General features: G+C 63.6%; 22 protein-coding genes. 12 read left to right on the forward strand and 10 right to left on the reverse strand.

The window, feature by feature from the left end; translation table 11 throughout:
* Window positions 1-221: 221 nt before the first annotated feature.
* The 3 genes from NKI96_RS12635 to NKI96_RS12645 all read right to left on the reverse strand — a co-directional run bounded on the left by NKI96_RS12635 (window position 222) and on the right by NKI96_RS12645 (window position 2,216).
* A complete protein-coding gene (locus NKI96_RS12635; protein ID WP_023697644.1) occupies window positions 222-1,049 on the reverse strand; it encodes a phosphogluconate dehydrogenase C-terminal domain-containing protein in 828 nt (275 codons plus the stop codon).
* A gap of 422 nt (window positions 1,050-1,471) precedes the next feature.
* Window positions 1,472-1,852 (reverse strand): hypothetical protein, encoded by a 381-nt coding sequence (locus NKI96_RS12640; protein WP_352804623.1) that lies wholly within the window; start codon window positions 1,850-1,852, stop codon window positions 1,472-1,474.
* A 136-nt stretch (window positions 1,853-1,988) separates the two neighbouring features.
* Entirely contained in the window at window positions 1,989-2,216 is a 228-nt protein-coding gene (locus NKI96_RS12645) for a KTSC domain-containing protein (RefSeq protein ID WP_023691072.1), read from the reverse strand.
* Between the two features lie 148 nt (window positions 2,217-2,364).
* Between NKI96_RS12645 and NKI96_RS12650 the strand changes: the two genes are divergently transcribed.
* The 5 genes from NKI96_RS12650 to NKI96_RS12670 all read left to right on the forward strand — a co-directional run bounded on the left by NKI96_RS12650 (window position 2,365) and on the right by NKI96_RS12670 (window position 5,310).
* On the forward strand, window positions 2,365-2,961 hold the full coding sequence (locus tag NKI96_RS12650; protein WP_352804626.1) for an alpha-ketoglutarate-dependent dioxygenase AlkB: 597 nt from the start codon (window positions 2,365-2,367) through the stop codon (window positions 2,959-2,961).
* Window positions 2,962-3,025: 64 nt separating this feature from the next.
* Entirely contained in the window at window positions 3,026-3,412 is a 387-nt protein-coding gene (locus NKI96_RS12655; protein WP_023733716.1) for a hypothetical protein, read from the forward strand.
* A gap of 77 nt (window positions 3,413-3,489) precedes the next feature.
* Window positions 3,490-3,924 carry a cupin domain-containing protein gene (locus NKI96_RS12660; RefSeq protein WP_023730736.1) on the forward strand — a complete coding sequence of 145 codons (435 nt, stop codon included), beginning with the start codon at window positions 3,490-3,492 and terminating at the stop codon, window positions 3,922-3,924.
* Window positions 3,925-4,033: 109 nt separating this feature from the next.
* Window positions 4,034-4,804 carry a copper homeostasis protein CutC gene (locus NKI96_RS12665; protein ID WP_502900260.1) on the forward strand — a complete coding sequence of 257 codons (771 nt, stop codon included), beginning with the start codon at window positions 4,034-4,036 and terminating at the stop codon, window positions 4,802-4,804.
* Window positions 4,804-5,310 (forward strand): GNAT family N-acetyltransferase, encoded by a 507-nt coding sequence (locus NKI96_RS12670; RefSeq protein ID WP_352763571.1) that lies wholly within the window; start codon window positions 4,804-4,806, stop codon window positions 5,308-5,310. Before NKI96_RS12665 ends, NKI96_RS12670 begins: the two co-directional genes overlap by 1 nt.
* 39 nt (window positions 5,311-5,349) lie before the next feature.
* Here the strand turns inward: NKI96_RS12670 and NKI96_RS12675 are convergent, their stop codons facing one another.
* The 4 genes from NKI96_RS12675 to NKI96_RS12690 all read right to left on the reverse strand — a co-directional run bounded on the left by NKI96_RS12675 (window position 5,350) and on the right by NKI96_RS12690 (window position 10,533).
* Window positions 5,350-6,372: an acyltransferase family protein gene (locus NKI96_RS12675; RefSeq protein WP_352804633.1), complete on the reverse strand. Its 1,023-nt coding sequence runs from the start codon at window positions 6,370-6,372 to the stop codon at window positions 5,350-5,352.
* A 288-nt stretch (window positions 6,373-6,660) separates the two neighbouring features.
* A complete protein-coding gene (locus NKI96_RS12680) occupies window positions 6,661-7,458 on the reverse strand; it encodes an FAD binding domain-containing protein (RefSeq protein WP_352804636.1) in 798 nt (265 codons plus the stop codon).
* A gap of 105 nt (window positions 7,459-7,563) precedes the next feature.
* Window positions 7,564-9,909, reverse strand: a complete 2,346-nt coding sequence (locus NKI96_RS12685; RefSeq protein ID WP_352804639.1) for a xanthine dehydrogenase family protein molybdopterin-binding subunit — start codon at window positions 9,907-9,909, stop codon at window positions 7,564-7,566.
* 123 nt (window positions 9,910-10,032) lie between these two features.
* Window positions 10,033-10,533, reverse strand: coding sequence for a (2Fe-2S)-binding protein (locus NKI96_RS12690; protein WP_023725653.1), 501 nt, complete (start codon window positions 10,531-10,533; stop codon window positions 10,033-10,035).
* Window positions 10,534-10,874: 341 nt separating this feature from the next.
* Between NKI96_RS12690 and NKI96_RS12695 the strand changes: the two genes are divergently transcribed.
* Together NKI96_RS12695 and NKI96_RS12700 are read left to right on the forward strand one after the other, a co-directional pair.
* A complete protein-coding gene (locus NKI96_RS12695) occupies window positions 10,875-11,966 on the forward strand; it encodes an FIST signal transduction protein (protein ID WP_031214137.1) in 1,092 nt (363 codons plus the stop codon).
* A gap of 3 nt (window positions 11,967-11,969) precedes the next feature.
* Window positions 11,970-13,313 carry a hybrid sensor histidine kinase/response regulator gene (locus NKI96_RS12700; protein ID WP_023688174.1) on the forward strand — a complete coding sequence of 448 codons (1,344 nt, stop codon included), beginning with the start codon at window positions 11,970-11,972 and terminating at the stop codon, window positions 13,311-13,313.
* A 123-nt stretch (window positions 13,314-13,436) separates the two neighbouring features.
* Here NKI96_RS12700 and NKI96_RS12705 read toward each other — a convergent pair whose 3' ends face one another.
* Window positions 13,437-14,120: a response regulator gene (locus NKI96_RS12705; protein ID WP_023681717.1), complete on the reverse strand. Its 684-nt coding sequence runs from the start codon at window positions 14,118-14,120 to the stop codon at window positions 13,437-13,439.
* A gap of 208 nt (window positions 14,121-14,328) precedes the next feature.
* On the opposite strand from NKI96_RS12705, the gene NKI96_RS12710 reads away from it, so the two are divergent.
* From NKI96_RS12710 to NKI96_RS12720, 3 genes are read left to right on the forward strand one after another with little or no spacing between them, the layout of a single operon-like run.
* Complete coding sequence (locus NKI96_RS12710; protein ID WP_023735270.1) at window positions 14,329-15,051, forward strand: fumarylacetoacetate hydrolase family protein; 723 nt, start codon at window positions 14,329-14,331, stop codon at window positions 15,049-15,051.
* A 4-nt stretch (window positions 15,052-15,055) separates the two neighbouring features.
* Window positions 15,056-15,706 carry a maleylacetoacetate isomerase gene (gene maiA, locus NKI96_RS12715; RefSeq protein WP_023688172.1) on the forward strand — a complete coding sequence of 217 codons (651 nt, stop codon included), beginning with the start codon at window positions 15,056-15,058 and terminating at the stop codon, window positions 15,704-15,706.
* A gap of 36 nt (window positions 15,707-15,742) precedes the next feature.
* Window positions 15,743-16,783 (forward strand): zinc-dependent alcohol dehydrogenase family protein, encoded by a 1,041-nt coding sequence (locus NKI96_RS12720; RefSeq protein ID WP_023735269.1) that lies wholly within the window; start codon window positions 15,743-15,745, stop codon window positions 16,781-16,783.
* A 28-nt stretch (window positions 16,784-16,811) separates the two neighbouring features.
* Here the strand turns inward: NKI96_RS12720 and NKI96_RS12725 are convergent, their stop codons facing one another.
* Window positions 16,812-17,675, reverse strand: a complete 864-nt coding sequence (locus NKI96_RS12725; RefSeq protein WP_352804644.1) for a DMT family transporter — start codon at window positions 17,673-17,675, stop codon at window positions 16,812-16,814.
* A gap of 106 nt (window positions 17,676-17,781) precedes the next feature.
* On the opposite strand from NKI96_RS12725, the gene NKI96_RS12730 reads away from it, so the two are divergent.
* A complete protein-coding gene (locus NKI96_RS12730; protein ID WP_352804647.1) occupies window positions 17,782-19,200 on the forward strand; it encodes an aminotransferase-like domain-containing protein in 1,419 nt (472 codons plus the stop codon).
* A 4-nt stretch (window positions 19,201-19,204) separates the two neighbouring features.
* Here NKI96_RS12730 and NKI96_RS12735 read toward each other — a convergent pair whose 3' ends face one another.
* Window positions 19,205-20,098 carry a LysR family transcriptional regulator gene (locus tag NKI96_RS12735; RefSeq protein WP_352804650.1) on the reverse strand — a complete coding sequence of 298 codons (894 nt, stop codon included), beginning with the start codon at window positions 20,096-20,098 and terminating at the stop codon, window positions 19,205-19,207.
* Window positions 20,099-20,219: 121 nt separating this feature from the next.
* Here NKI96_RS12735 and NKI96_RS12740 point away from each other — a divergent pair, with 121 nt between their 5' ends.
* Window positions 20,220-21,689: an MFS transporter gene (locus NKI96_RS12740; RefSeq protein ID WP_352804653.1), complete on the forward strand. Its 1,470-nt coding sequence runs from the start codon at window positions 20,220-20,222 to the stop codon at window positions 21,687-21,689.
* Window positions 21,690-21,700 lie beyond the last annotated feature (11 nt).

A 21,700-nucleotide genomic window follows, 5' to 3' on the forward strand; every position in this document is an offset into this window, starting at 1 on the left:
GGCTTCCCAAACGATCGCTGCTCCCCCGCCGTCCCTCCACTCGCCCAGGCTTCGTACTTCCCGCGGACCCTTGCTCAAGCCATCAACAGCTAAGCCAACTGGTATGATGAGTCAATCATGAATTGAGGTGACGTGTGCCCACCGAGCAAAAACATCTGGGCGTCATGGCGGGTGTGTCGAGCCATCGAGGCGCTCCGGCAAGCCCCCCGACTCGGCCTGTCTCAGGTAATGCGCCGAATGCTCGCGGCGATCTCTTCCGGCTCGAACACCCGCTTCCAGTCGTCGCGCATCAGCACCGGCTTGCCGAATTCGATCGCCTTGTTGCAGGCATCCGAGAATACGCCCTTGGTCTCGCCGAAAATCACGGCGCCGAGCACGTTCATGTGGCCGAGCAGGAAATCGAGCGCCGCCTGTTGGTCGACGCCTCGCGCGACGACCTCGTCGACGGCTTCCTTCATGACGACAAGCAGTGACGCGCACACCGTCTCCGATAGACCGGGCTCCAGCAGCGCCATCTGTTCGACGGTGACACGGTGCGAGCGCATGACCGGCGCCCAGATGATTTTTGCGACCGCCTCGCCCTTGGCGTAGTCCGCTTCCGGCCCCTGCATCAGCGCGCTGACCATATGCTGCTTGGCCTTGACGCCGCCAAAATAATCCTTCTTGGCCGCCATGTCGGTCTCGTCGTTGAAGATCGGCGGATGACAGGGATGGGTGACGAAATAGGTCAGGTCCGGCCGGTTGGGCAGATGGCCGGCGAAGGGTGCGGCCGCGTCGAGCACTATCACCATCGTGCCAGGCGCGAGCTTGCTCTCGATATCAGCCGCCACCTTGCCGATATGCGTGTCGGGAACGGCCAGGATGACGATATCCGCCCCGTCCAGCGCCGCATCGGCACTGACCGCGTCAAAGCCCAGTCCGGTCTTCAGCCGATCGCGGCCGGCCTCGCTGACCTCGACATGGCGTACCGTGTAGGGCGATCCGCGAAAATTGGTCGACAGGCGGTAACCCATTTTGCCGCCGGCACCGAACAGCGCAATCGTCGTCATCTATCCCTACTCCCGCTTTGAACGACGGCCGCGCCGATCGTCATGTTATTAACTGGTATAATCACCTTACCACGAATTGAGGAGTTGAACAGGGCTTTGATGAGCGGCTATGCAGTCGCCGTTTGGCTTCCGTCCGCACGATTTCCGCGGTGGCGGCCGATAATTCAACCAAGCCAGAGCGCCGTTGCCTTTCCAGACAATCGATGCCCGCGCTAGAAGCCTCCAGGTCCATTTTCTCGGGGGCTCGGTTGCGAAGTGACGGTGGGGGCGTCACCAGCAAGGCGAAGCGCGTCCGCGCGGTCCGGTCGCGTTTTCGGGCCGTGAGTTCTCACGGCGATTTGGCGAAGGGGCTATAGAGAATTCGCGCTTCGCCGGGGTTCCGGCGAGCCAAATCACTTCTAGTCGATCATGCCGACAACTATTTACCGGTAGCTTCCCGAGTCCTTGGCTTTCTCCGCCCGACAGCTGTCCGTGCGTTGCGCCGCCGTGCGGTAAGCGCCTTCATAAAACCTGATGGCTCTCTTGAATTCGGGGGGATTGGGTATCAGGTGTTTATCTTGCACATCGTACAAGATGTATATCGCCGTTATTTTGGATTTTCCGTCTGGAGTCAGCTGCAGCGCCGGGCATCGCGTCGTAACGGCGATGACGTTAGCTGACCATGTTACGACCAATTTCAACTGGGCGTCGGACAGCCCGGCCAGATAGTTGATGTTTTTTTGATAGGCAGGGTCGATGTGTTGTCGATTATCTTTTGCAGACGCAGCGGAAGACAGGACACCTACCACGCCGAGTATAATCAATATGCATTTCAAAAGCTGCCTCCCCCAATGTTACGGCCATCTCGACCACGGCATTGTCCGTCCCCACAAAGCAGGTTGAAACAAGTCAATTCGAAAAGCAATTGGGGTTCGCGACCTTATACGGATCACCGCACCTTCAGAACCCGGTTGCTCGCGGACGCCCTTCTTCAACCAGGTGAAACCGGTAGCGATCGCGCACGAACTCGTTGAAAAATTGCCCTTTCGAGAAGGCGGCGCGGAACGCCGCGTAGGTCTCGGGCTCGACCTCCTCGTAGTCGTAGCGGGCTCCGCTCGGGACGAACCAGACCGAGAGGATTTTCGTCGACGGGTCGTAGTGGGTATTGCGGATGGCAGTGGACGGCATGTCGAAAATCCCGCTTCGTCCCCAAATCTTCTCCAAATCCTGCTTCGAACATGCGTAATGCCGCAACGATGCGGAGGTTCCGACAGGGAGGCGCACCACAACGCCGAAAATCTTGCCCGGGTGGCGAGGCTTCCTATCTCTCCGTCAGATGGCACAGACGAAATCCAGTACAACAGCGTATGCCAGCCCGGGCGATCTCTTCGGCGCGGCCGACACGCTGCCGGAAGGATTTTCTTACCGGCCTAGCCTGATCACAACGGACGAAGAGGCGGAACTGGTCCGTCACCTCAATGAACTGTCCTTCAAGCCGTTCGATTTCCACGGCCACCTTGCCAACCGGCAGGTCGCCGGCTTCGGCTGGCGCTACGACTACGACCGGCGCCAGGTCGTCGAAGCGCCGCCCATCCCGAAATTCCTGCTGCCGCTTCGCGACAAGGTCGCGGATTTTGCCGGCAGGCAGGCCACGGAATTCGCGCAAGTGCTCATCAACGAGTATCGGCCGGGCGCGGGCATAGGTTGGCATCGCGACAAGCCGCATTTCGATCTCGTCGCCGGCGTCTCGCTGCTGGCGCCCTGCAGCTTTCGGCTGCGCCGAAAAAACGGCTCGAAATGGGATCGCGAGACGATCGAGGTTCAGCCGAGATCTGTCTATCTCATTGACGGCCCGGCGCGCCACGAGTGGGAGCACAGCATTCCGCCGGTCGCCGGGCACCGCTATTCGATCACGCTGCGCACTCTGAAATAGGCCACACTCCAAGCCACGCAGCAGCCGCTCTGGAAGGCCGAGCGCAGTTGTGCTTGGATCGCACATGAGCGTGGATCGCAGCAGAGTTTTGGTTACCCGCGTGGCGCTCTTTCTGTGGGCATGCCTGTCCTGCGTTCTGGCTCTGCAGTGGCTCGTCGACCTTGGCATGGTCGGCTTTCCCGACGGATACATAACGCCCTATGCCCGAGCAACGAGCACGCTGTTACATGGCCTTGTCTGGGCATGCCTGGCTCAAAGTCTCTACTTCGCTTGCCGAGCCTTGTTTGGCAAACGCTTCGAGCCTGCTCCTCTCTTCCTGCAAATCCTGATCGCCGCCGCACTGACTGTCGTGCCGGTATTCATCGTAAAACACTGTCCGCGGTCCCAGGTATGCAGCAACATCTATGAAGCGCTCACGAATACGATGATGGACGACGGCACCGGCGGATGACGTTGTGTCTCCAGTAACTGACGAGAGTTAGAACCTTGGCGTCGCGCCGCGCGGTGGCGGTAAAACCTGGAGGAACCATGCGAAAGATCCTGGCATCGATGCTGCTGTTCGCGGCAGCGCTATCTGCAAACCCCGCTCGGGCGCTGGACAGTACCATCCCGCCGGTTGTCGTCACGCCGCTTGCCGATCGCAGCCAGACGGCGTCCGGTCAGCCGATCGTGCTGCCGCAGAAAAATGTCCAGGTCCTGGTTTCAACCTATGACATTGCGGTCGGCGCCACTCTGCCGGTGCACAAGCACCCGTTTGCCCGCTACGCCTATGTCGAGGCCGGGACACTCAAAGTGACGAATGTCGAGACCGGCAACAGCAACACCTACAAGACGGGCGATTTCATCATCGAGATGATCGGCCAATGGCACCAGGCCACCAACATCGGCGACGCCCCGGTCAAGCTGCTGGTCATCGACCAGGCCGAACAAGGCGCCAAGAACACGGTGCTGCAGAAACAATAGATCTCTCGCTACGGACCTAGGCAGGGTTGCCGGGCTGGCCCAAGCAGCGACGGGCTGTTCCGGCTTCCCCACCAACCGAGCCGATGCTAGGGCTGGCCGTCATGCAATCATGAAGGATCGCCCCTTGGCCGGAAATGCTCGCCCCCTGATCGAAATCTGCGTCGAAGGCATCGATGGACTGCTGGCCGCGCAGGCCGCCGGCGCCGACCGGGTCGAGCTCTGCGCCAGCCTGGTCGAAGGCGGCATCACGCCCAGCCTCGGCACGGTGCGCGCCGCACTCGAGAGCGCGACAATTCCCTTCCATGTCATCGTGCGGCCGCGCGGCGGCGATTTCCTCTACAGCGAGGCCGAATACAGCTCGATGCTCGCCGATGTCGCAGCGCTTCGTGACCTCGGCGTCGCCGGTGTCGTCGTCGGTTGCCTCAATGCCGACGGCACCATCGATGAAACCCGCATGGGCGCACTGGTCGATGCCGCCTGTCCGCTCGCCGTCACCTGCCACCGCGCCTTCGACATGACGCGCGACCCGGCCGAGGCGCTGGAAGCGCTGATCCGCTGCAAGGTCGGCCGCGTGCTGACCAGCGGCCAGAGGGACACCGCGGTGGAAGGCGCCGGCCTGTTGGCGGATCTCGTCCGCCAGGCCGACGGCCGCATCATCATCCTCGGCTGCGGCGCGCTGGAGCCCGAAAACATCGCCGGGGTGCTGGCATCAACCGGGCTGACGGAACTGCATTTCGCCGCGCTCAAGGACGTACCGAGCGCCATGGCCTACCGCAACCCGCAAGTCGGCATGGGCGGCGCCGATCTGGACCGCGAATACCGCACCACAGTCACCGATGGGGCGCTGGTTGCCGCGACGATTGCGGCGGCCAGAGCATGATGAGCGAAGCCGTGACTGGGCCGTCGCCGATCAGCCGTGTCTCGCCTCAGGACGAAGCGGCCATCCTCGCACTCAACAATGAGCACGCCGCCGAACTGTCATGGCTCGAGCCCGAACGGCTGTCTTTCCTGCTTGGCGAAGCGTTTTACGTCAGGCGCATCGGCGCGCTCGAAGCCTTCATCATGACCTTCGACCAAAATGCGGCCTACGACAGCCCGAATTTCCTCTGGTTCCGCGAGCGCTATCCACGTTTCGTCTATGTCGACCGTGTCGTCGTCGCGGCGCAAGCACGCGGCCGCGGCCATGCCCGCCGGCTCTACGAGGATCTGTTCGGGGAAGTCGCCCGCGCGGGCCACAGCATCGTCACCTGCGAGGTCAATGTCGAACCGCCCAATCCGGCTTCGGACGCCTTCCATGCGGCGCTTGGCTTCGGCGAGGTCGGCGAAGCGGCGATCCATGGCGGCCAGAAGACCGTGCGCTACTACCTCAGGCAGATCGCGGGCTGACACATCGCTGGGCGCCACAGGCCCTTGGTGGCCCGCCTGTCACCAATTCCGGTTCAGCCAGGCCCGCGCGGGCTTCTCGACCAGATAATAGCTGCATAGTGCACAGGCGAAGACAGCCGCCAGCATCGGGATCGGCGCACTGCCCTGCTTGGCGACGAATTTGTAGAAGGGCTGTTGCCAGAGATAGAGCGAGTACGACCATAGCCCGATCATCACCATCGGCCTGGATGAAAGCAGGCCGGTAAGATGCCAGTTGCTGGTGTCCAGCGTATTGACGGCAAGCGCCAGCAACGGCACCGCCAGTAGGTAATGGATCGGCGTCGGCACCGGATCGAGGAACAGCAATATAGCCGCCGCCGCCGACACGAGGCTGACATAGGGGCTCGTCAGGAATGCCGGCAGCCGGTCATCGTGCTTGAGCAGGCAGATCGATGCCGACAGCAGGATCGAGGCGATATGCACATCGGTGCGCCAATAGCTGTGCTCGTAATCTATGCCGAGTGCCCAGTACGAAATGGCGCCATTGGCCATCGCCAGCAGCGACAGCGTCACCAGCAGCCGAACGACATTACCCCGCCCGGTCACCACCACGCTGATCAGCGCCAGGATGATGTAGGCATGCTCCTCTACGCATAGCGACCAGATGTGGTCGAGCGCGCCGGCGCGGGTGATGAGAATTCCGGCATAGTTGTAGGTGAATGTCAGCGCCGTCAGCGCCGCCTTCCATTTGAAGCCGATAAAGGTGCCGGAGAGCCCGATCATGGCTGATGTCACGAACACCAGCAGCGCGGGATAGATGCGCGAAAAGCGACGCTTGAAGAATTTTTTCAGCGGAAAGCGTTCGATGAACAGTATCTCGCCCATCAGCCGGCCTGAGAGCACGAAGAAGAACTCGACGCCGAGCACGCCGAGATTGATCCCGGGAACGGGGAAGAAATGGCCGATCAGCACCAGTGCGATCGAAAGCCCGCGCCAGCCATCGAGATAGGCCAGTCTTGCTCTGGCTGCTTTGTCGGCTGTGGCCCGCGGCAGGGCAACAGACGCTGCGGAGATGTCGGCCATGCCGATCCTCTACGACGCAAGATCTTGGCGCAGCTCACACCGCCGCGCGCAGAATCCACCCCGTGTTCCGCCAAGCTATACATATTGCAGTGCAATATCAGATTGTGCAAGTGCGAGAATGGGGCTAGGCAGTCCCTTGGGAAGTATGCGCCTGTTCTTGCACGGGAATTACCTGAAACAACGGATTTGCGCGTGGCAGCGAACCCGCAAGGACTGGGCAGTTACAGCCCGCCGCAGACGAACAAAGGGGCCGCGATGGCCCCTTTCCTTGTCAGTAGCTTTATGATGTCAGGCGTTGGCTGCCGCCACCGCGCGCTTGGCCATCACGGCGATCAAATTGGCACGGTATTCGGCCGAAGCGTGGAGGTCGGTCATCAAATTCTTCGCCGGCACTTTCACGCCGTCGAGCGCCGATGCGGCAAAATTCTTCGCCAGTGCGGCTTCGATCTCCTTCGAGCGGAACACGCCGTCATCGCCGGCACCGGCAACGGCAACGCTGACCCCGTCCTTGCCCTTGGCCACGAACACGCCGACAATCGCATAGCGCGAGGCCGGGTTGCGGAATTTTTCGTAAGCAGCCTTGGCCGGCGCGGCAAAACTCACCGCGGTGATGATCTCGCCTTCTTTCAGCGCCGTTTCGAACAGGCCGGTGAAGAATTTCGCGGCTGAAATCTCGCGCTTGTTGGTGACGATGGTGGCGCCCAGCGCCAAGAGCGCCGCCGGATAATCGGCGGCTGGGTCGTTGTTGGCGACCGAGCCGCCGATCGTGCCCTTGTGGCGCACCGCCGGATCGCCAATCACCGACGCAAGGTGCGCAAGCGCCGGACAGGCCTTCCGCAGCTTCTCGTCATTGGCGACGTCGTAATGGGTTGTGGCGGCGCCGATGGTGACGGTCTTGCCCGACACCTTGACGCCTTGCAGTTCCTTGATCCGCGACAGGTCGATCAGGTCGGAGGGTGCGGCGAGCCGCGTCTTCATCGCCGGGATCAGCGTCATGCCGCCTGACAAAAGCCTGGCGTCGCCGCTCTTCACCAGCTTGGCGGCGTCGGCGACCGAGGCGGCGCGGTGGTAGTTGACTGCGTACATGGGATCCTCCCCTGAAGTGGTTAGGCAGTAGTGAGTAGGGAGTAGGGAATAGGGACGCTGTCATCTCCGGTAATGCCCATTCCCTACTCACTACTCCCTACTCACTCATTTCTTCGCCCTAATCGCCGCCCACACCGTCGACGGCGAGGCCGGCATGGCGATGTCCACAATCCCCAAAGCGTCGGTGATGGCGTTGATGACCGCCGGCGGCGAGCCGATGGCGCCGGCCTCGCCACAGCCCTTGATGCCGAGCGGATTGCTCGGACACGGCGTGTTCGAGGTCGACACCTTGAATGACGGCAGGTCGTCCGCGCGGGGCATGGTGTAGTCCATATAGCTCGCCGTCAAAAGCTGCCCGCTATCGTCATAGTGAGCGCCTTCCAGCAGCGCCTGGCCGATGCCCTGGGCGATGCCGCCATGCACCTGGCCCTCGACGATCATCGGGTTGATGATGTTGCCGAAATCGTCCGCGGCGACGAACTGGACGATCTCGGTCGTGCCGGTTTCCGGATCGATCTCGACCTCGCAGATGTAGCAGCCGGCCGGGAAAGTGAAGTTCGCCGGATCGTAGAAGGCGGTTTCCTTCAGTCCCGGCTCCATGCCTGCCGGCAGATTGTGAGCGGTGTAGGCGGCAAGAGCCACCTGGAACCAGGGCAGGCTCTTGTCGGTGCCGGCGACCTTGACCTCGCCATTCTCGATGACGATGTCGCCCTCGTCGGCTTCGAGCAGATGGGCGGCGATTTTCTTGGCCTTGGCCTCGACCTTGTCGAGCGCCTTGGCGATTGCCGACATGCCGACCGCGCCCGAGCGCGAACCGTAGGTGCCCATACCCATCTGCACCTTGTCGGTGTCGCCATGGACGATCGAGACCGAGTCCAGTGGCACGCCAAAACGCTGGTTGACGAGTTGCGCGAAGGTCGTCTCATGGCCCTGACCATGACTGTGCGAGCCGGTCAGCACCTCGATCGTGCCGACGGCATTGACCCGCACTTCGGCCGATTCCCACAGGCCGACGCCGGCGCCGAGCGAGCCGACCGCCGCCGACGGCGCGATGCCGCAGGCCTCGATGTAACAGCTCATGCCGATGCCGCGCAGCCTGCCTTGGTTGGCGGCGGCAGCCTTGCGTTCGGCAAAGCCGGCATAGTCGGACGCCTTTGTCGCCGCATCGAGCGAAGCGCCATAATCGCCGGCGTCATAATTCATGATGACCGGCGTCTGGTGCGGAAACTCGGTTATGAAATTGATGCGCCGCAACTCCGCCGGAGAGACCCCAAGTTCACGCGCGGCGGTCTCCATTGTCCGTTCGAGCAGATACGTGGCTTCCGGCCGCCCTGCCCCGCGATAGGCATCGACGGGTGCCGTGTTGGTGTAGACGGTGCGCACATTGGCGTGGATCGTCGGGATGTTGTACTGGCCCGACAGCAGCGTCGCGTAGAGATAGGTCGGCACGCAAGACGAGAACAGCGACATGTAGGCGCCGAGATTGGCGATGGTGTCGACTTTGAAGCCGGTGATCTTGTTGTTCCTGTCGAAGGCCATTTCGACCGTCGAGACATGGTCGCGGCCATGTGCGTCGGTGAGGAAGCTTTCGGTGCGGTCGGCGACCCATTTGACCGGCACGCCGGTCTTCTTCGACGCCCAAAGGCAGACGATCTCTTCGGGATAGATGTAGATCTTCGAGCCGAAGCCGCCGCCGACATCGGGCGCAATGACGCGCAGTTTGTTTTCCGGTGCGACATTGTAGAAGGCGCTCATCACCAGCCGCGCGACATGCGGGTTCTGCGACGTCGTCCAGCAGGTAAAATGGTCCTCGGCCTTGTCGTAATGGCCAAGGGCCGCGCGCGGCTCCATGGCGTTGGGAACCAGCCGGTTGTTGACGATCTTCATGCGGGTGACATGGGCCGCCGCCTGGATCGCCGCGTCGGTCGCCTTGGCATCGCCGATCTCCCAGTCGAAGATAAGATTGTCCTCGGCTTCGGCATGGACCTGCGGCGCACCTTTTTGCAGCGCCTTGGTGGCATCGACCACCGCCTTCAATTCCTTGTAGGTGATCTCGACCGCTTCGGCCGCGTCGCGGGCCTGGCCCTTGGTTTCCGCCACCACGATGACGACCGCGTCGCCGACATAGCGCACCTTGTCGACGGCCAGCGGCGACCACGCGCCCATCTTCATCGGCGAGCCGTCCTTGGAATGGATCATCCAGCCGCAGATCAGGTTGCCGATGCCGTCGGCCTTGAGCTCCTTGCCGGTCAAGACGCCGATGACGCCGGGCATCGCCTGCGCTCGTCTGACGTCGATCTTCCTGATCTGAGCATGCGCGTGCGGGCTGCGCACGAAAGCGGCATGCTTCATGCCGGGAACCACCATGTCGTCGACATAGCGGCCGGCGCCGGTGATGAACCGTTTGTCTTCCTTGCGCACGACCCGAGCGCCGATGCCTTCAATGCCCATAGGAATTCCTCCGGAATAGCGAATAGTGAGTAGCGAATAGTGAACAATGAGTAGGGAATTGTGCTCGGAGCGGTTCGGCTAAACCGACTACTCGCTATTCACTATTCACTACTCGCTTCCTTCTTACGCTGCCTGTTTCGCCCTGCCCTTCGGCACCTTCGCCATCGTCTGCGATGCGGCGAGGATCGCCTTGACGATGTTGTGGTAGCCGGTGCAGCGGCAGATGTTGCCTTCGAGCTCGGCGCGCACCGTCGCCTCGTCAAGGCCTTCGGGATGGCGCGCGATCATGTCGGTCGCCGTCATGATCATGCCCGGCGTGCAGAAGCCGCATTGCAGCCCATGATGTTCCTTGAACGCGGCCTGCATCGGATGCAGGTCGCCGCCATTGGCAAGCCCTTCGATCGTCACCACGGTCGACCCGGAGGCCTGCACAGCCAGCATCGAACAGGACTTCACTGCCCTGCCGTCGACATGCACGACGCAGGCGCCGCATTGAGAGGTGTCACAACCGACATGCGTTCCGGTGAGACCAAGATTTTCGCGCAGGAAATGAACCAGAAGCGTTCGGTCCTCGGCAGCGCCGCTGATCCGTTTTCCGTTCACGACAAACGAAACGTCCGACATGCATCCTCCCTGGGTATGACCTTGGTAGTCATGCTGCCGATGCGGCTTTGGCGCTCGGCCATGCCCTATTGGTACACTGCACAAAGCGCAAAAAACACACGGCGCTCATTGTACTTTCGGTCATGGACAAAACGAAAATCATGGGCCTGTCCGCCCCATTGCCAAAGAGCGAATAGGGGGCAACAATGCCCTCGACGCCAGCGCGCCGAGAGACATAAAACGGGCGCGCGCAGGAAGCGTCGGAGGATATCGGGAGGAAGCCTCTGGCCAGTTCACGGACGAGCTATGCATCCGGTCTGTCGGCGCTCACCACCGACGAGCCCGACGCCGATGCATTCGCCCTGGCGGTCGCCGTCGAGGCCGCAGCCATCGATGCCGGCTTTGCCCTGCTGTTCTTCTCCCAGAGCCTGTTTGACGCGAGCGTCCTTTCGCAAGGGCTGAAGACCCACGCGCCGACGCTGGCCTACGCCGCCTGCTCGACCGCCGGCGAGATTACCCCCCAGGGCCTGGAGGAAGGCCATGTGCTGGCGCTGCTCTTTCCCTCCGCGTCGTTTTCGGCGGTCAGCACCATGGTCGACAATCTCTCCTCGTCGGGCATGGACAGGATCACTGATGAAGTCGAGGGCTTGCGGCGCCTGCTGCGCGGACGCACCGGCAGTTGCCATGCCAAAAGCACTTTCGCGCTCTGCTTCATCGACGGCCTGTCCTTTGCCGAGGAAGCTGTAACCTCGGCCATCCATTGGGGGCTGGACGACATCCCGCTGATAGGCGGTTCGGCGGGCGACGATTTGAAATTCGAAACCACCAGGCTGATTTCGAACGGCAAGGTTGCGTCCGACAGCGCCATCATTGTGCTGATCGCCACCGAGATCCCGTTCCATGTCTTCAAGACCGACAATTTCATCCCAACCGACGAGAAGCTGGTGGTGACGGCATCCGATCCGGACCACCGCACCGTGCGCGAATTCAACGCCACCAACGCGGCTGAGGAATATGCAGCCTCGGTCGGCATCGTTGCGCAGAACCTGACGCCGATGAGCTTCGCCTCGCACCCGGTGGTGGTGAAAGTGGGCGGCGAATATTACTGCCGCTCGATCCAGAAGATGCATGCCGACGGTTCCCTGTCATTCTTTTGCGCCATAGACGACGGCGTCGTGCTGTCCATCGCCCAGCCCAAGGACATGGTGGAATCCACGCGCGCCGCACTGCGCGACGTCGAGCAACGGCTCGGCGGCATCGACATGATCCTCGGCTTCGATTGCGTGCTGCGCCGGCTCGACGCCCGCAACCGCCAGGTGTTCCGCGACATTTCGGAGCTCTACCGGGTCAACAATGTCATCGGCTTCGGCACCTATGGCGAACAGTACCGTTCGATGCATCTGAACCAAACCTTCACCGGCATCGCCTTCGGCGAACGCCAGGCGGCGGAATAGCGCATGCCGCTCAGGGACATCAACGACGTCGACAGGCTGAAGAAGATCAACGCCGCTCTGGTCAGCCGCGTCGAGCGCTCAATGGACCAGCAGGGCAACGCCTTCTCGCTGTTCCAGACCGCAATTTCACTGGAAAACCGCGTGCGCATGCGCACCGAGGAACTACACTCGACCTTGCGCCGGCTGGAACAGTCGAACATCGACCTCAGCGCCGCCAAGGAAAACGCCGAACTGGCAAACCTGTCCAAGACCAGGTTCCTGGCCGCCGCCAGCCATGACGTGCTGCAGCCGCTGAACGCCGCCCACCTCTCCGTCTCGGCGCTGGCCGAAGTGCAGACCAGCGACGAGGGCAAGAAACTTGTCCGTCAGGTCGAGCGCTCGCTGGAGACCATGGAAGACCTGTTGCGCACGCTGCTCGACATTTCCAAGCTCGATGCCGGTGTGGTGCAGCCCGACATCGGCGATGTCAATCTGGAGACGCTGTTTTCCTCGCTGCGGTCGGATTTCCTGCCCGTGGCCGAGATGAAGGGGCTGGCGCTGAAGTTCCGCCCGGTCAGCGCCGTGGTGCGTTCGGACCGCACGCTCTTGCGCCGCATCCTGCAAAACATCCTGTCCAATGCGCTGCGCTATACCCCTTCGGGCGGCGTGCTTGTCGGCACAAGGCATCGCGGCGATACCATCCGCATCGATGTCGCCGACACCGGCTGCGGCATTCCCGACGACCAGCGCGAGGCGGTGTTCGAGGAGTTCCATCGCGGCTCCGCCATTCCAGCCGACACCGGGATCTCCGGCGGCGGGCTGGGCCTGGGCCTTGCCATCGTGCGGCGCATGGCTGCCGCGCTCGGTCATCCCGTGACGTTCTCCTCGAGGGTTGGGCGCGGCACCATCTTCCACATCGACGTGCCGGTCGGCATCGGCGCCAGCGCCGACGCCATCGCCAGCCTTGCCGAGATGGAGCGGCCGCGCGGCTACGGCCTGTTCGGCACCAAGGTGCTGCTGGTCGAAAATGACGCCGACGTGTTGCAGGCGATGACCTTCCTGCTCGAGCGCTGGCAGTGCCTGGTGCGCGCCGCGACCTCGACCGAGGCTGCGATCAGCCTGCTTGGCGACACCGACTGGGTGCCCGACATCGTCATTGCCGACCAGCATCTCGACGACGGCGACCTCGGCACCGCAACAATAGCCGAAGTGCGCGATTATCTCGGCCGCGCCGTGCCGGCGCTGATCGTCACCGCCGACGGATCGGAGGCCGTCGCCAAAGCCGCCCGCGCCGCCGGCATCGAACTGATGCGCAAGCCGCTGAAACCGGCGCAGCTAAGGGCGCTGCTGGCGCATTTGCTGGCTTGAGCCCCATACCCTCCCCTCGATGGGGAGGGTCGGCGCGCAGCGCCGGGGCGGGGTGCAGCGCCAAGCTCCCCCACCCCGCTCCGCTTCGCGGATCGACCCTCCCCACAAGGGGGAGGGTAAAGATCAAAACCCCGCCTGATCCCTGAACAACTCCGCATTGTCCAGCTTCGACACCTCGATCACCGCTTGCGTGCGGCTGTAGACGTTTAGCTTGCGTAGGATCTCCGAGACGTGCGCCTTCACCGTGGTCTCGCCGACCTGCAGCTCGTAGGCGATCTGCTTGTTGAGCAGGCCCTGGCGCAGCATCTGCAGCACCCGCAACTGCTGCGGCGTCAGTTTCGCCAGCCGCTGCACCATGTCGGCGCGGTCAGTGCTGTCGGCGTCCGGCGGCTGTCCCTCATAGTTTTCCGGCACGTAGATCGCGCCTTCCATCACCGAGCGTATGGCGGCGGCGAGATCGCTTTTGCGCGCCGATTTCGGGATGAAGCCGGCAGCGCCATAGGACAGCGCCTCCGAAATGATCTTCGGCTCCTCATAGCCCGAGACGACGACCACCGGCAGCCGCGGATGGCGGGTCCTGAGCTGCAGCAGGCCGTCGAAGCCATGGACATCGGGCATGTTGAGATCGAGCAGCGCCAGATCGAACGGTTTTATCCCACCCAGGAGATCGAGCGCTTCGGCGATCGAGCGCGCCTCCACCGTGTCGACTTCCGGGTACGCCATCTGCACGGCGCTGTGCAACGCCTCGCGAAACAGCGGATGGTCATCGATGATCAGAAACCGGGCGCGATCGTTGATTGCGGTCATGGTGTTCGTTTCAGTCCTCCCTGGGCAGGATACTCCCCGGACCATGGGCAGCTTATTGGCAAATAGTCTATCGCCATCTTAACCCCCGAAGGCGAAGCCGACTTTATCCGACAATCAAGGCGCAGCCGATGCTTTTGCGGACGCCGATGCCTTGCCCGGCGGTTCAAATCGGTCAAATGTGCCGGCAGCTGAAGCAGAAAGACCTGGCATGACAGACTTCGTCCTTCCCTTGCCCGCAACCTCGTCGGTCGCCATAGCAGGCTCGTCGGCTCGCTTTGCGGTGCGCCGCATCTTCTGCGTCGGCCGCAACTACGCCGCGCACGCCCGCGAACTCGGCAATGACGAACGCGACCCGCCCTTCTTCTTCACCAAGCCGGCCGATGCGGTGGTCGATAGCGGCACCACGGTCCCGTACCCGCCTTTGACCAAAAACCTGCACCATGAGATCGAGCTGGTGGCGGCGATCGGCAAGGCCGGCTTCCGCATCCCGCGCGCGCAAGCGCTCGACCATGTCTGGGGCTACGGCGCCGGTATCGACCTCACCCGCCGCGACCTGCAGGACGAGGCCAAGAAAGCGGCGCGGCCGTGGGACTGGTCGAAGGCCTTCGACCGCTCGGCGCCTTGCGGCCCGTTGGTATCAGCCGCCAAATCCGGCCACCCGCAAAAGGGCCGCATCTGGCTCGCCGTCGACGGCACGGTGAAACAGGAGGGCGACCTCGCCGAACTGATCTGGCCGATCGCCGATATCGTTTCGATCTGCAGCGGTGCGGTTGTACTACAACCGGGCGACCTGATCTTCACCGGCACGCCGGCCGGCGTCGGCGCGGTGGTGCCGGGCCAGACGATGACCGGCGGCGTCGACGGCATCGGCACCATCGAGATCACTGTCGGCCAAGATTCGATCGGCCAAAATTCCACCGACAAGCCGTGATCCAATGAGCGACCTCGTCCTCCACAACTACTACCGCTCTTCCACCTCCTATCGCGCACGCATTGCGCTGGAGATGAAGGGCCTGACCTACGATTACGTGCCGCATCATCTGCGTCATGGCGACCATCTGGAGCCGGCTTACCTGGCGGTCAATCCGCAGGGGCTGGTGCCGGCGCTGATCCTGGGCGACGGCACGCTTTTGACGCAGTCGCTGGCGATCATCGAATATCTCGACGAGACCCATCCCGAACCGCCGCTGTTGCCGAAGGACGCGCTCGGCCGGGCGCGCGTGCGAATGTTGGCGCAGATGATCGCCTGCGACATCCACCCGGTGAACAATCTGCGCGTGCTGACCTCGCTGCGCACTTTGTTCGGCGCCGGCGACCAGGATGTCATCCACTGGTTTCGCCACTGGGTGAACGAAGGGTTCCAGCCGCTTGAAAAGATTCTGGCTTCATCGGATGAGACCGGCACATTTTGCCATGGCGACGCACCGGGCCTCGCCGACATCTGCCTGGTCGCCCAGATCGCCAGCAACGCCCGCTTCGGCGTCGACCTGACACCCTACCCCGAGATCTCGCGCATCCACGCCGCCTGCATGGCGCTGCCGGCCTTTCAGAAGGCGGCGCCGGAGAATCAGATAGATGCCGAATAGGCTCACAATGCCGGAGCAGAGCACGGGGAGTTGCCGATGAAAGCCGTCGTCTTCGAAAAATTCGGTGAGACGCCGAGAATCCTGACCGTGCCGGATCCGAAACCGGCTGCCGACGGCGTCGTCATCAAGGTCGAGGCGACCGGGCTCTGCCGTAGCGACTGGCATGGCTGGATGGGTCATGATGACGGCATCACGCTGCCGCATGTGCCGGGCCATGAACTGGCCGGCATCGTCGTCGCCGTCGGCAAGCAGGTGACCCGCTGGAAGGCCGGCGAACGCGTCACCGTGCCGTTCTGCGTCGGCTGCGGCCGCTGCTTCGAATGCAATTCGGGCAATCATCAGGTCTGCGAACAACAAACGCAGCCGGGATTCACCGCCTGGGGATCGTTTGCCGAATATGTCGCCATCGAGCATGCCGACACCAATCTCGTGCGCCTGCCCGAGGAGATGGAGTTCGCCACCGCCGCCAGCCTCGGCTGCCGCTTCGTCACCTCGTTTCGCGCCATTGTCGACCAGGGCCGGGTGACGCCGGGGGAATGGGTGGCGGTGCATGGCTGCGGCGGCGTCGGCCTGTCGGCGATCATGATCGCCAGTTCCATGGGCGCCAATGTCATCGCCATCGACCTCACCGACGAGAAACTGGACTTCGCCAGAAAGATCGGCGCCGTGGCGACCATCAACGCCTCGACCACGCCGAACGTGGTCAAGGCGGTCAAGCAGATCACCAATGGCGGGGCGCATATGTCTATGGACGCGCTCGGCCACTCCACGACCTCGTTCAATTCGATCGCGAACCTGCGCCGGCGCGGCCGCCATGTGCAGGTCGGCCTGATGCTGGGCGAACACGCCCGCCCGCAAGTGCCCATGGACAAGGTGATCGCCTTCGAGCTGGAAATCCTCGGCAGCCACGGCATGCAGGCCTACCGCTACCCCGCAATGATGGAGATGATCCGCACCGGCAAGCTCAAGCCCGAACTGCTGGTCGGCAGAAAGATCAGCCTCGACGAGGCGCCTGCGGCGCTGATGGCAATGGGCGGGTTCGAGGGGATTGGCATTGGGGTGGTGACGAAGTTCTAGGGCGGAGTCGCCCTCCACCACCAAACCCCTAGCGTGCAAACTTCTTCGCCCCGAACACGCAAGCCACCACGCCGAGCGTGACGACCACCATCAGCGGGCTGACCTGCTCGTGCAGCAGCGACGCTGCCAGCGCGAGGCCGAAGAAGGGCTGCAGCAGTTGCAACTGCCCGACCGCGGCGATGCCGCCTTGCGCCAGGCCGCGATACCAGAACACGAAGCCGATCAGCATGCTGAACAGCGAGACATAGGCGAGACCGACCCAGGCGCCGGAGCCGACGCCGGCAAAGGATGGCGGCAGCGTCGCAAAGGTCAGCACAAGCATGATCGGCAGCGAGATCGCCAGCGCCCAGCAGATCACCTGCCAGCCGCCCAGCCTGCGCGACAATGCGGCCCCCTCGGCATAGCCCAATCCGCAGACGATGATTGCGGCCAGCATCAGGCCGTCGCCGACAGGTGAGGCCGTCACGCCTTGCATCAGGGCAAAACCGGCGACCAGCGCGCTGCCGATGCAGGAAAACAGCCAGAAGGCCGGGCGCGGACGCTCGCCACCGCGCAGCACGCCGAAGATCGCGGTGGCCAGCGGCAGCAGGCCGACGAAGATGATAGAGTGGGCAGAGGTGACGTGCTTGAGCGCCAGAGCGGTGAGCAAGGGAAAGCCGACAACCACCCCAAGGGCGACGATCACCAGCGACAGAAAATCGCTGCGCGCCGGGCGCTTCTGCTGGAACAGGACGAGCATCGCGAGACCAAGCAGCCCGGCAATCGCGGCGCGGGCCGAGGTCAGGAATGTCGGATCGAACTCCGCCACGGCGACGCGCGTCGCCGGCAGCGAGCCTGAGAAGATCAACACGCCGATGAATCCGTTCACCCAGCCGCTCGCGGTCTTGTCCATTCCAGGCTCCATTGCTTTCGCCCTCTATCGGGCACGTGCCTATGGTGCAGCCAGAGACAATGCAGTACAATTCCATCAAACTGTAATGGCTGATTGAGCAATACAGATGACTGGTCTCGTTCTGGAAGTCGACACCGCACGCACTGTTGCCGCGGCCACTCTGGTCGAAACTGTCATGGCGACCATCCGCCAGCGGATTGCCGCGCGCAGCCTGACGCCGGGCGCGCGGCTGCCTTCGATCCGCGCCTTCGCCAAGGCCATGCAGGTGTCCAAATCCACCGTCGTCGAAGCCTATGAGCGGCTTGCTGCCGAAGGCGCGATCCGCTCGCGGCCGGGCTCGGGTTTCTATGCCGCCGGATCGCTGGCGCCGCTATCGCTGGCCGAGATCGGCCCTCGGCTCGACCGCGCTGTCGATCCGCTTTGGGTTTCGCGCCAGTCGCTGGAAGCCGGCGACGAGATGCTGAAACCCGGCTGCGGCTGGATGCCGGCCTCATGGATGCCGCAGGCGGCCTTGCGCCGGGCGCTGCGCACCGTGGCGCGCGCCGACGATGTCGACCTCGCCGATTACGGCACGCCGCTCGGCCTGCCGCCGCTCAGGCAATTGCTCGCGCGGCGCATGGCTGGCCACGGCATCGAGGTCTCGCCCGAACAGATCATGCTGACCGAATCGGGCACGCAGGCCATCGATCTTCTGTGCCGCTTCCTGATCGAACCCGGCGATACCGTGCTGGTCGACGACCCCTGCTATTTCAATTTCCACGCGCTGCTGCGCGCCCACCGCGCCAAGGTCGTCAGCGTGCCCTACACGCCATCCGGGCCTGATATCGAGCTGTTCGCCCAGGCACTGGCCGAGCACAGACCGCGCCTCTACATCACCAATTCCGCCATCCACAACCCGACCGGCGCGATCCTGTCGCCGGTCACCGCGCACCGGCTGCTGAAACTCGCCGACCAGTCGGACCTGACCATCATCGAGGACGATATCTTCGCCGATTTCGAGCACAGCCCCGCGCCCCGGCTGGCGGCGTTCGACGGCCTCAACCGCGTCGTCCATATCGGCAGCTTCTCCAAGACGCTATCGGCATCGGTTCGCTGCGGCTTCATCGCGGCACCGCGCGACTGGATCGAGCAACTCACCGACCTCAAGATTGCCACCACCTTCGGCGGCGGCCGGCTGGCGGCCGAACTGGTGCTGACGCTGCTTAGGGACGGCAGCTACCGCAAGCACATGGAATTGCTGCGCGCGCGGCTTTCCCGCGCCATGGGCGAGACGGGCGCGCGCCTGAAGGCGATCGGCATCACGCCCTGGATCGACCAACCGGCCGGCTTGTTCCTATGGTGCAGCCTGCCGGATGGCGTGGACGCGGCTGAAATGGCACGCCGCGCGCTGGCCGACAACATCGTGCTGGCGCCCGGCAATGCATTCAGCCTGTCGGGAACCGCCAGCCGGTTCCTGCGCTTCAACGTTGCCCAATGCCAAGACGAGCGGATTTTCAGGGTGCTCAAGGCGGCAATGGCGCGCTGAGCGCTCAGCGGGAGGCCGCGCAGACCTCCCGAATGCAATCTCGCAGCCAGCGTTGCGCCGGATCGGCATCGAGCCGTGGATGCCAGAGCATCGAGATGGTGACCTCCACCGTGGCAACCGGCAGCAGAAAGCTGACCATGTCGGCGCGTGCGCCTTGCGTGTGCCGTTCGGGCACGCTGGCAATAAGGTCCGAAGCGCGCGCCATGGAGAGTGCAGCCGAAAAGCCGGAGACCATGCACGCCACGGTTCGCTGCAGGCCGAGCAGCGCCAAAGTCTGATCGATCGGCCCTCTTTCCCGACCCCGCCGTGAAACGCTGATGTGGCGGCCGGCCGCGTAGCGTTCAGGCGTTACCGCGCCTTCACTCAAAGGGTGGCCGGCTCGCACAGCACCGACGAAGCGGTCGCGAAACAGCGCCTGTATCAGCACTTCAGGTCCGGCCTCGCCGGCAACGCCGATTTCGAGGTCGATGTCGGCGTCGCGCAATGAGGCGACATCCTTGTCGGCTTTCGGCGCAAAGCGCAGCCGCACGCCCGGCGCCTCGGCCTGGATGCGGGCGACAAGACGCGGCCCGAATTCCTCGACGAACCCTTCATTGGTGCGCAGCGTGAAGATCTGTTCCAGCTTCGCGAGATCGAGAGGCCTGGCAGGGCGCAGCAGCATTTCCGCTTCCTGGACAACACGGCCGGCCTGCTGCCGCAATGCCTCCGCGCGCGGCGTCGGGACCAGGCCGCGGCCGGCGCGGACCAGCAGCGGATCACCGGTCGCTTCCCGCAGCCGCGCCAGCGTGCGGCTCATCGCCGACGGGCTGAGCCGTAGCCGGCTGGCGGCGCGCGCCACGCTGCCTTCGGCGAGCAAAACGTCGAGCGCGAACAGCAGATTGAGATCGGGCGATGCCATCGGCGGATTGTAGCACATGCCATGGCGTTTGGCGCACGAATAAGATGCAAATGCTGCGCCTTCCGCCATTCCACCCCGACGACTAGATCTCGGTTGCGGGACTGACAAGGAGGAAATCGCCATGGCAACTGCCGAGCAGAACGAGTGCGCATCGGCGCCGCAGAAAACCCGGTCCGCAGGCCTGGCCCACTCTCCTGTCTTGGCATTGGCCAGCCTGTCGTTCGCCACGCTGCTGTCGTCGCTTGGAACCAGCATTGCCAGCGTCGGACTGCCTACCCTGATGCAGGCGTTCGGTGCGTCGTTCCAGTCCGTGCAATGGGTGGTTCTCGCCTATCTGCTCGCCATCACGGCCCTGATCGTCAGCGCTGGCCGACTGGCCGATATGGTCGGCCGCCGGCCGTTGCTGCTCGGCGGCATCGCGCTGTTCACGCTGGCTTCGGTGCTCTGCGGCCTGGCGCCCACGCTCTGGCTGCTGGTCGCGGCGCGCGCCGTGCAAGGGCTGGGTGCCGCGCTGATGATGGCGTTGACGCTGGCCTTTGTCGCGGAGACCGTGACCAAGGAGAGAACCGGCAGCGCCATGGGCCTGCTCGGCGCCATGTCGGCGATCGGCACGACGCTCGGACCCTCGCTCGGCGGCTTGCTGATCGCCGGCTTTGGCTGGCGGGCGATCTTCCTCGTCAATGTGCCGCTCGGCCTCCTGACCTTTGCCCTCGCCTGGCTGGCCCTGCCTGCCCGCGGCAAGGCTGCGGGCGTTCAAGGCGGGTTCGACGCGATCGGGACGGTCTTGCTAGGCCTGACGCTCGCCGCCTATGCACTGGCCATGACGCTCGGCCACGGCCATTTCGGCGCCCTCAACACCGGCCTGCTGGTTGCCGCCGGCATCGGCGTCGTTCTGTTCGGCGTCGCGCAGAAGAGGGCGAAGAATCCCTTGATCCGGCTTGCCCGGTTGTACGACATCCGGCTCAGCGCCAGCCTCGCCACGAACCTCGTTGTCGCCACAGTGATGATGGCGACCCTGGTGGTCGCTCCATTCTATCTGTCGCGAGCGCTGGGGCTCAGTGCTGCGATGGTCGGCGTGGTCCTGTCGACAGGTCCGCTGGTCTCCGCGCTCTCGGCGCTCGTCGCCGGCCGCCTCACCGATCGCTTCGGCGCGCACAGGATGATGGCCGTCGGACTGTTCAGTCTTGCCGTCGGAACCTCATTGTTGTCGCTCGCCGCAACAAAACTCGGCATTGCCAGCTATATCGTGCCGATCGCCGTCACCTGCTTCGGGTACGCCCTGTTCCAGACATCCAACAATGCCGCCGTCATGAGCGGTGTCGCTGCCGGCGAGCGCGGCGTGGTGTCCGGCCTGCTCAATCTGTCGCGCAATCTCGGCCTGATCACCGGCGCATCGCTTATGGGCGCCATTTTTGCGGCTGCCTCGACGGGAGAACGGCAAAGCCAGGACATGCTGACCTCAGCGGCAGCCGCGCACGGCATGCAGGTTACCTTTCAGACGGCAACGGTCCTGGCGGTGGCTGCGCTGTTGCTGGCACTGCTCTCGACCCGCGCCGGCGGCAGGCTGTCGGTGCGGCAACAGCCATCATGACCGAAGATAGG

It is taken from the genome of Mesorhizobium sp. M0292, from assembly GCF_040321695.1.
Taxonomy (GTDB): Bacteria; Pseudomonadota; Alphaproteobacteria; order Rhizobiales; family Rhizobiaceae; genus Mesorhizobium.

Bases quoted from the DNA above. Each gene is read 5' to 3' on its own strand.
- NKI96_RS12655 (WP_023733716.1), top strand. From the start codon at position 3,026: ATGAGCGTGGATCGCAGCAGAGTTTTGGTTACCCGCGTGGCGCTCTTT.
- NKI96_RS12660 (WP_023730736.1), top strand. From the start codon at position 3,490: ATGCGAAAGATCCTGGCATCGATGCTGCTGTTCGCGGCAGCGCTATCT.
- NKI96_RS12685 (WP_352804639.1), bottom strand. From the start codon at position 9,909: ATGGGCATTGAAGGCATCGGCGCTCGGGTCGTGCGCAAGGAAGACAAA.
- NKI96_RS12675 (WP_352804633.1), bottom strand. From the start codon at position 6,372: ATGGCCGACATCTCCGCAGCGTCTGTTGCCCTGCCGCGGGCCACAGCC.
- NKI96_RS12730 (WP_352804647.1), top strand. From the start codon at position 17,782: ATGACTGGTCTCGTTCTGGAAGTCGACACCGCACGCACTGTTGCCGCG.
- NKI96_RS12700 (WP_023688174.1), top strand. From the start codon at position 11,970: ATGCCGCTCAGGGACATCAACGACGTCGACAGGCTGAAGAAGATCAAC.
- NKI96_RS12650 (WP_352804626.1), top strand. From the start codon at position 2,365: ATGGCACAGACGAAATCCAGTACAACAGCGTATGCCAGCCCGGGCGAT.
- NKI96_RS12705 (WP_023681717.1), bottom strand. From the start codon at position 14,120: ATGACCGCAATCAACGATCGCGCCCGGTTTCTGATCATCGATGACCAT.
- NKI96_RS12740 (WP_352804653.1), top strand. From the start codon at position 20,220: ATGGCAACTGCCGAGCAGAACGAGTGCGCATCGGCGCCGCAGAAAACC.
- NKI96_RS12645 (WP_023691072.1), bottom strand. From the start codon at position 2,216: ATGCCGTCCACTGCCATCCGCAATACCCACTACGACCCGTCGACGAAA.
- NKI96_RS12635 (WP_023697644.1), bottom strand. From the start codon at position 1,049: ATGACGACGATTGCGCTGTTCGGTGCCGGCGGCAAAATGGGTTACCGC.
- NKI96_RS12665 (WP_502900260.1), top strand. From the start codon at position 4,034: ATGAAGGATCGCCCCTTGGCCGGAAATGCTCGCCCCCTGATCGAAATC.
- NKI96_RS12720 (WP_023735269.1), top strand. From the start codon at position 15,743: ATGAAAGCCGTCGTCTTCGAAAAATTCGGTGAGACGCCGAGAATCCTG.
- NKI96_RS12710 (WP_023735270.1), top strand. From the start codon at position 14,329: ATGACAGACTTCGTCCTTCCCTTGCCCGCAACCTCGTCGGTCGCCATA.
- maiA (WP_023688172.1), top strand. From the start codon at position 15,056: ATGAGCGACCTCGTCCTCCACAACTACTACCGCTCTTCCACCTCCTAT.
- NKI96_RS12670 (WP_352763571.1), top strand. From the start codon at position 4,804: ATGAGCGAAGCCGTGACTGGGCCGTCGCCGATCAGCCGTGTCTCGCCT.
- NKI96_RS12735 (WP_352804650.1), bottom strand. From the start codon at position 20,098: ATGGCATCGCCCGATCTCAATCTGCTGTTCGCGCTCGACGTTTTGCTC.
- NKI96_RS12725 (WP_352804644.1), bottom strand. From the start codon at position 17,675: ATGGACAAGACCGCGAGCGGCTGGGTGAACGGATTCATCGGCGTGTTG.
- NKI96_RS12680 (WP_352804636.1), bottom strand. From the start codon at position 7,458: ATGTACGCAGTCAACTACCACCGCGCCGCCTCGGTCGCCGACGCCGCC.
- NKI96_RS12690 (WP_023725653.1), bottom strand. From the start codon at position 10,533: ATGTCGGACGTTTCGTTTGTCGTGAACGGAAAACGGATCAGCGGCGCT.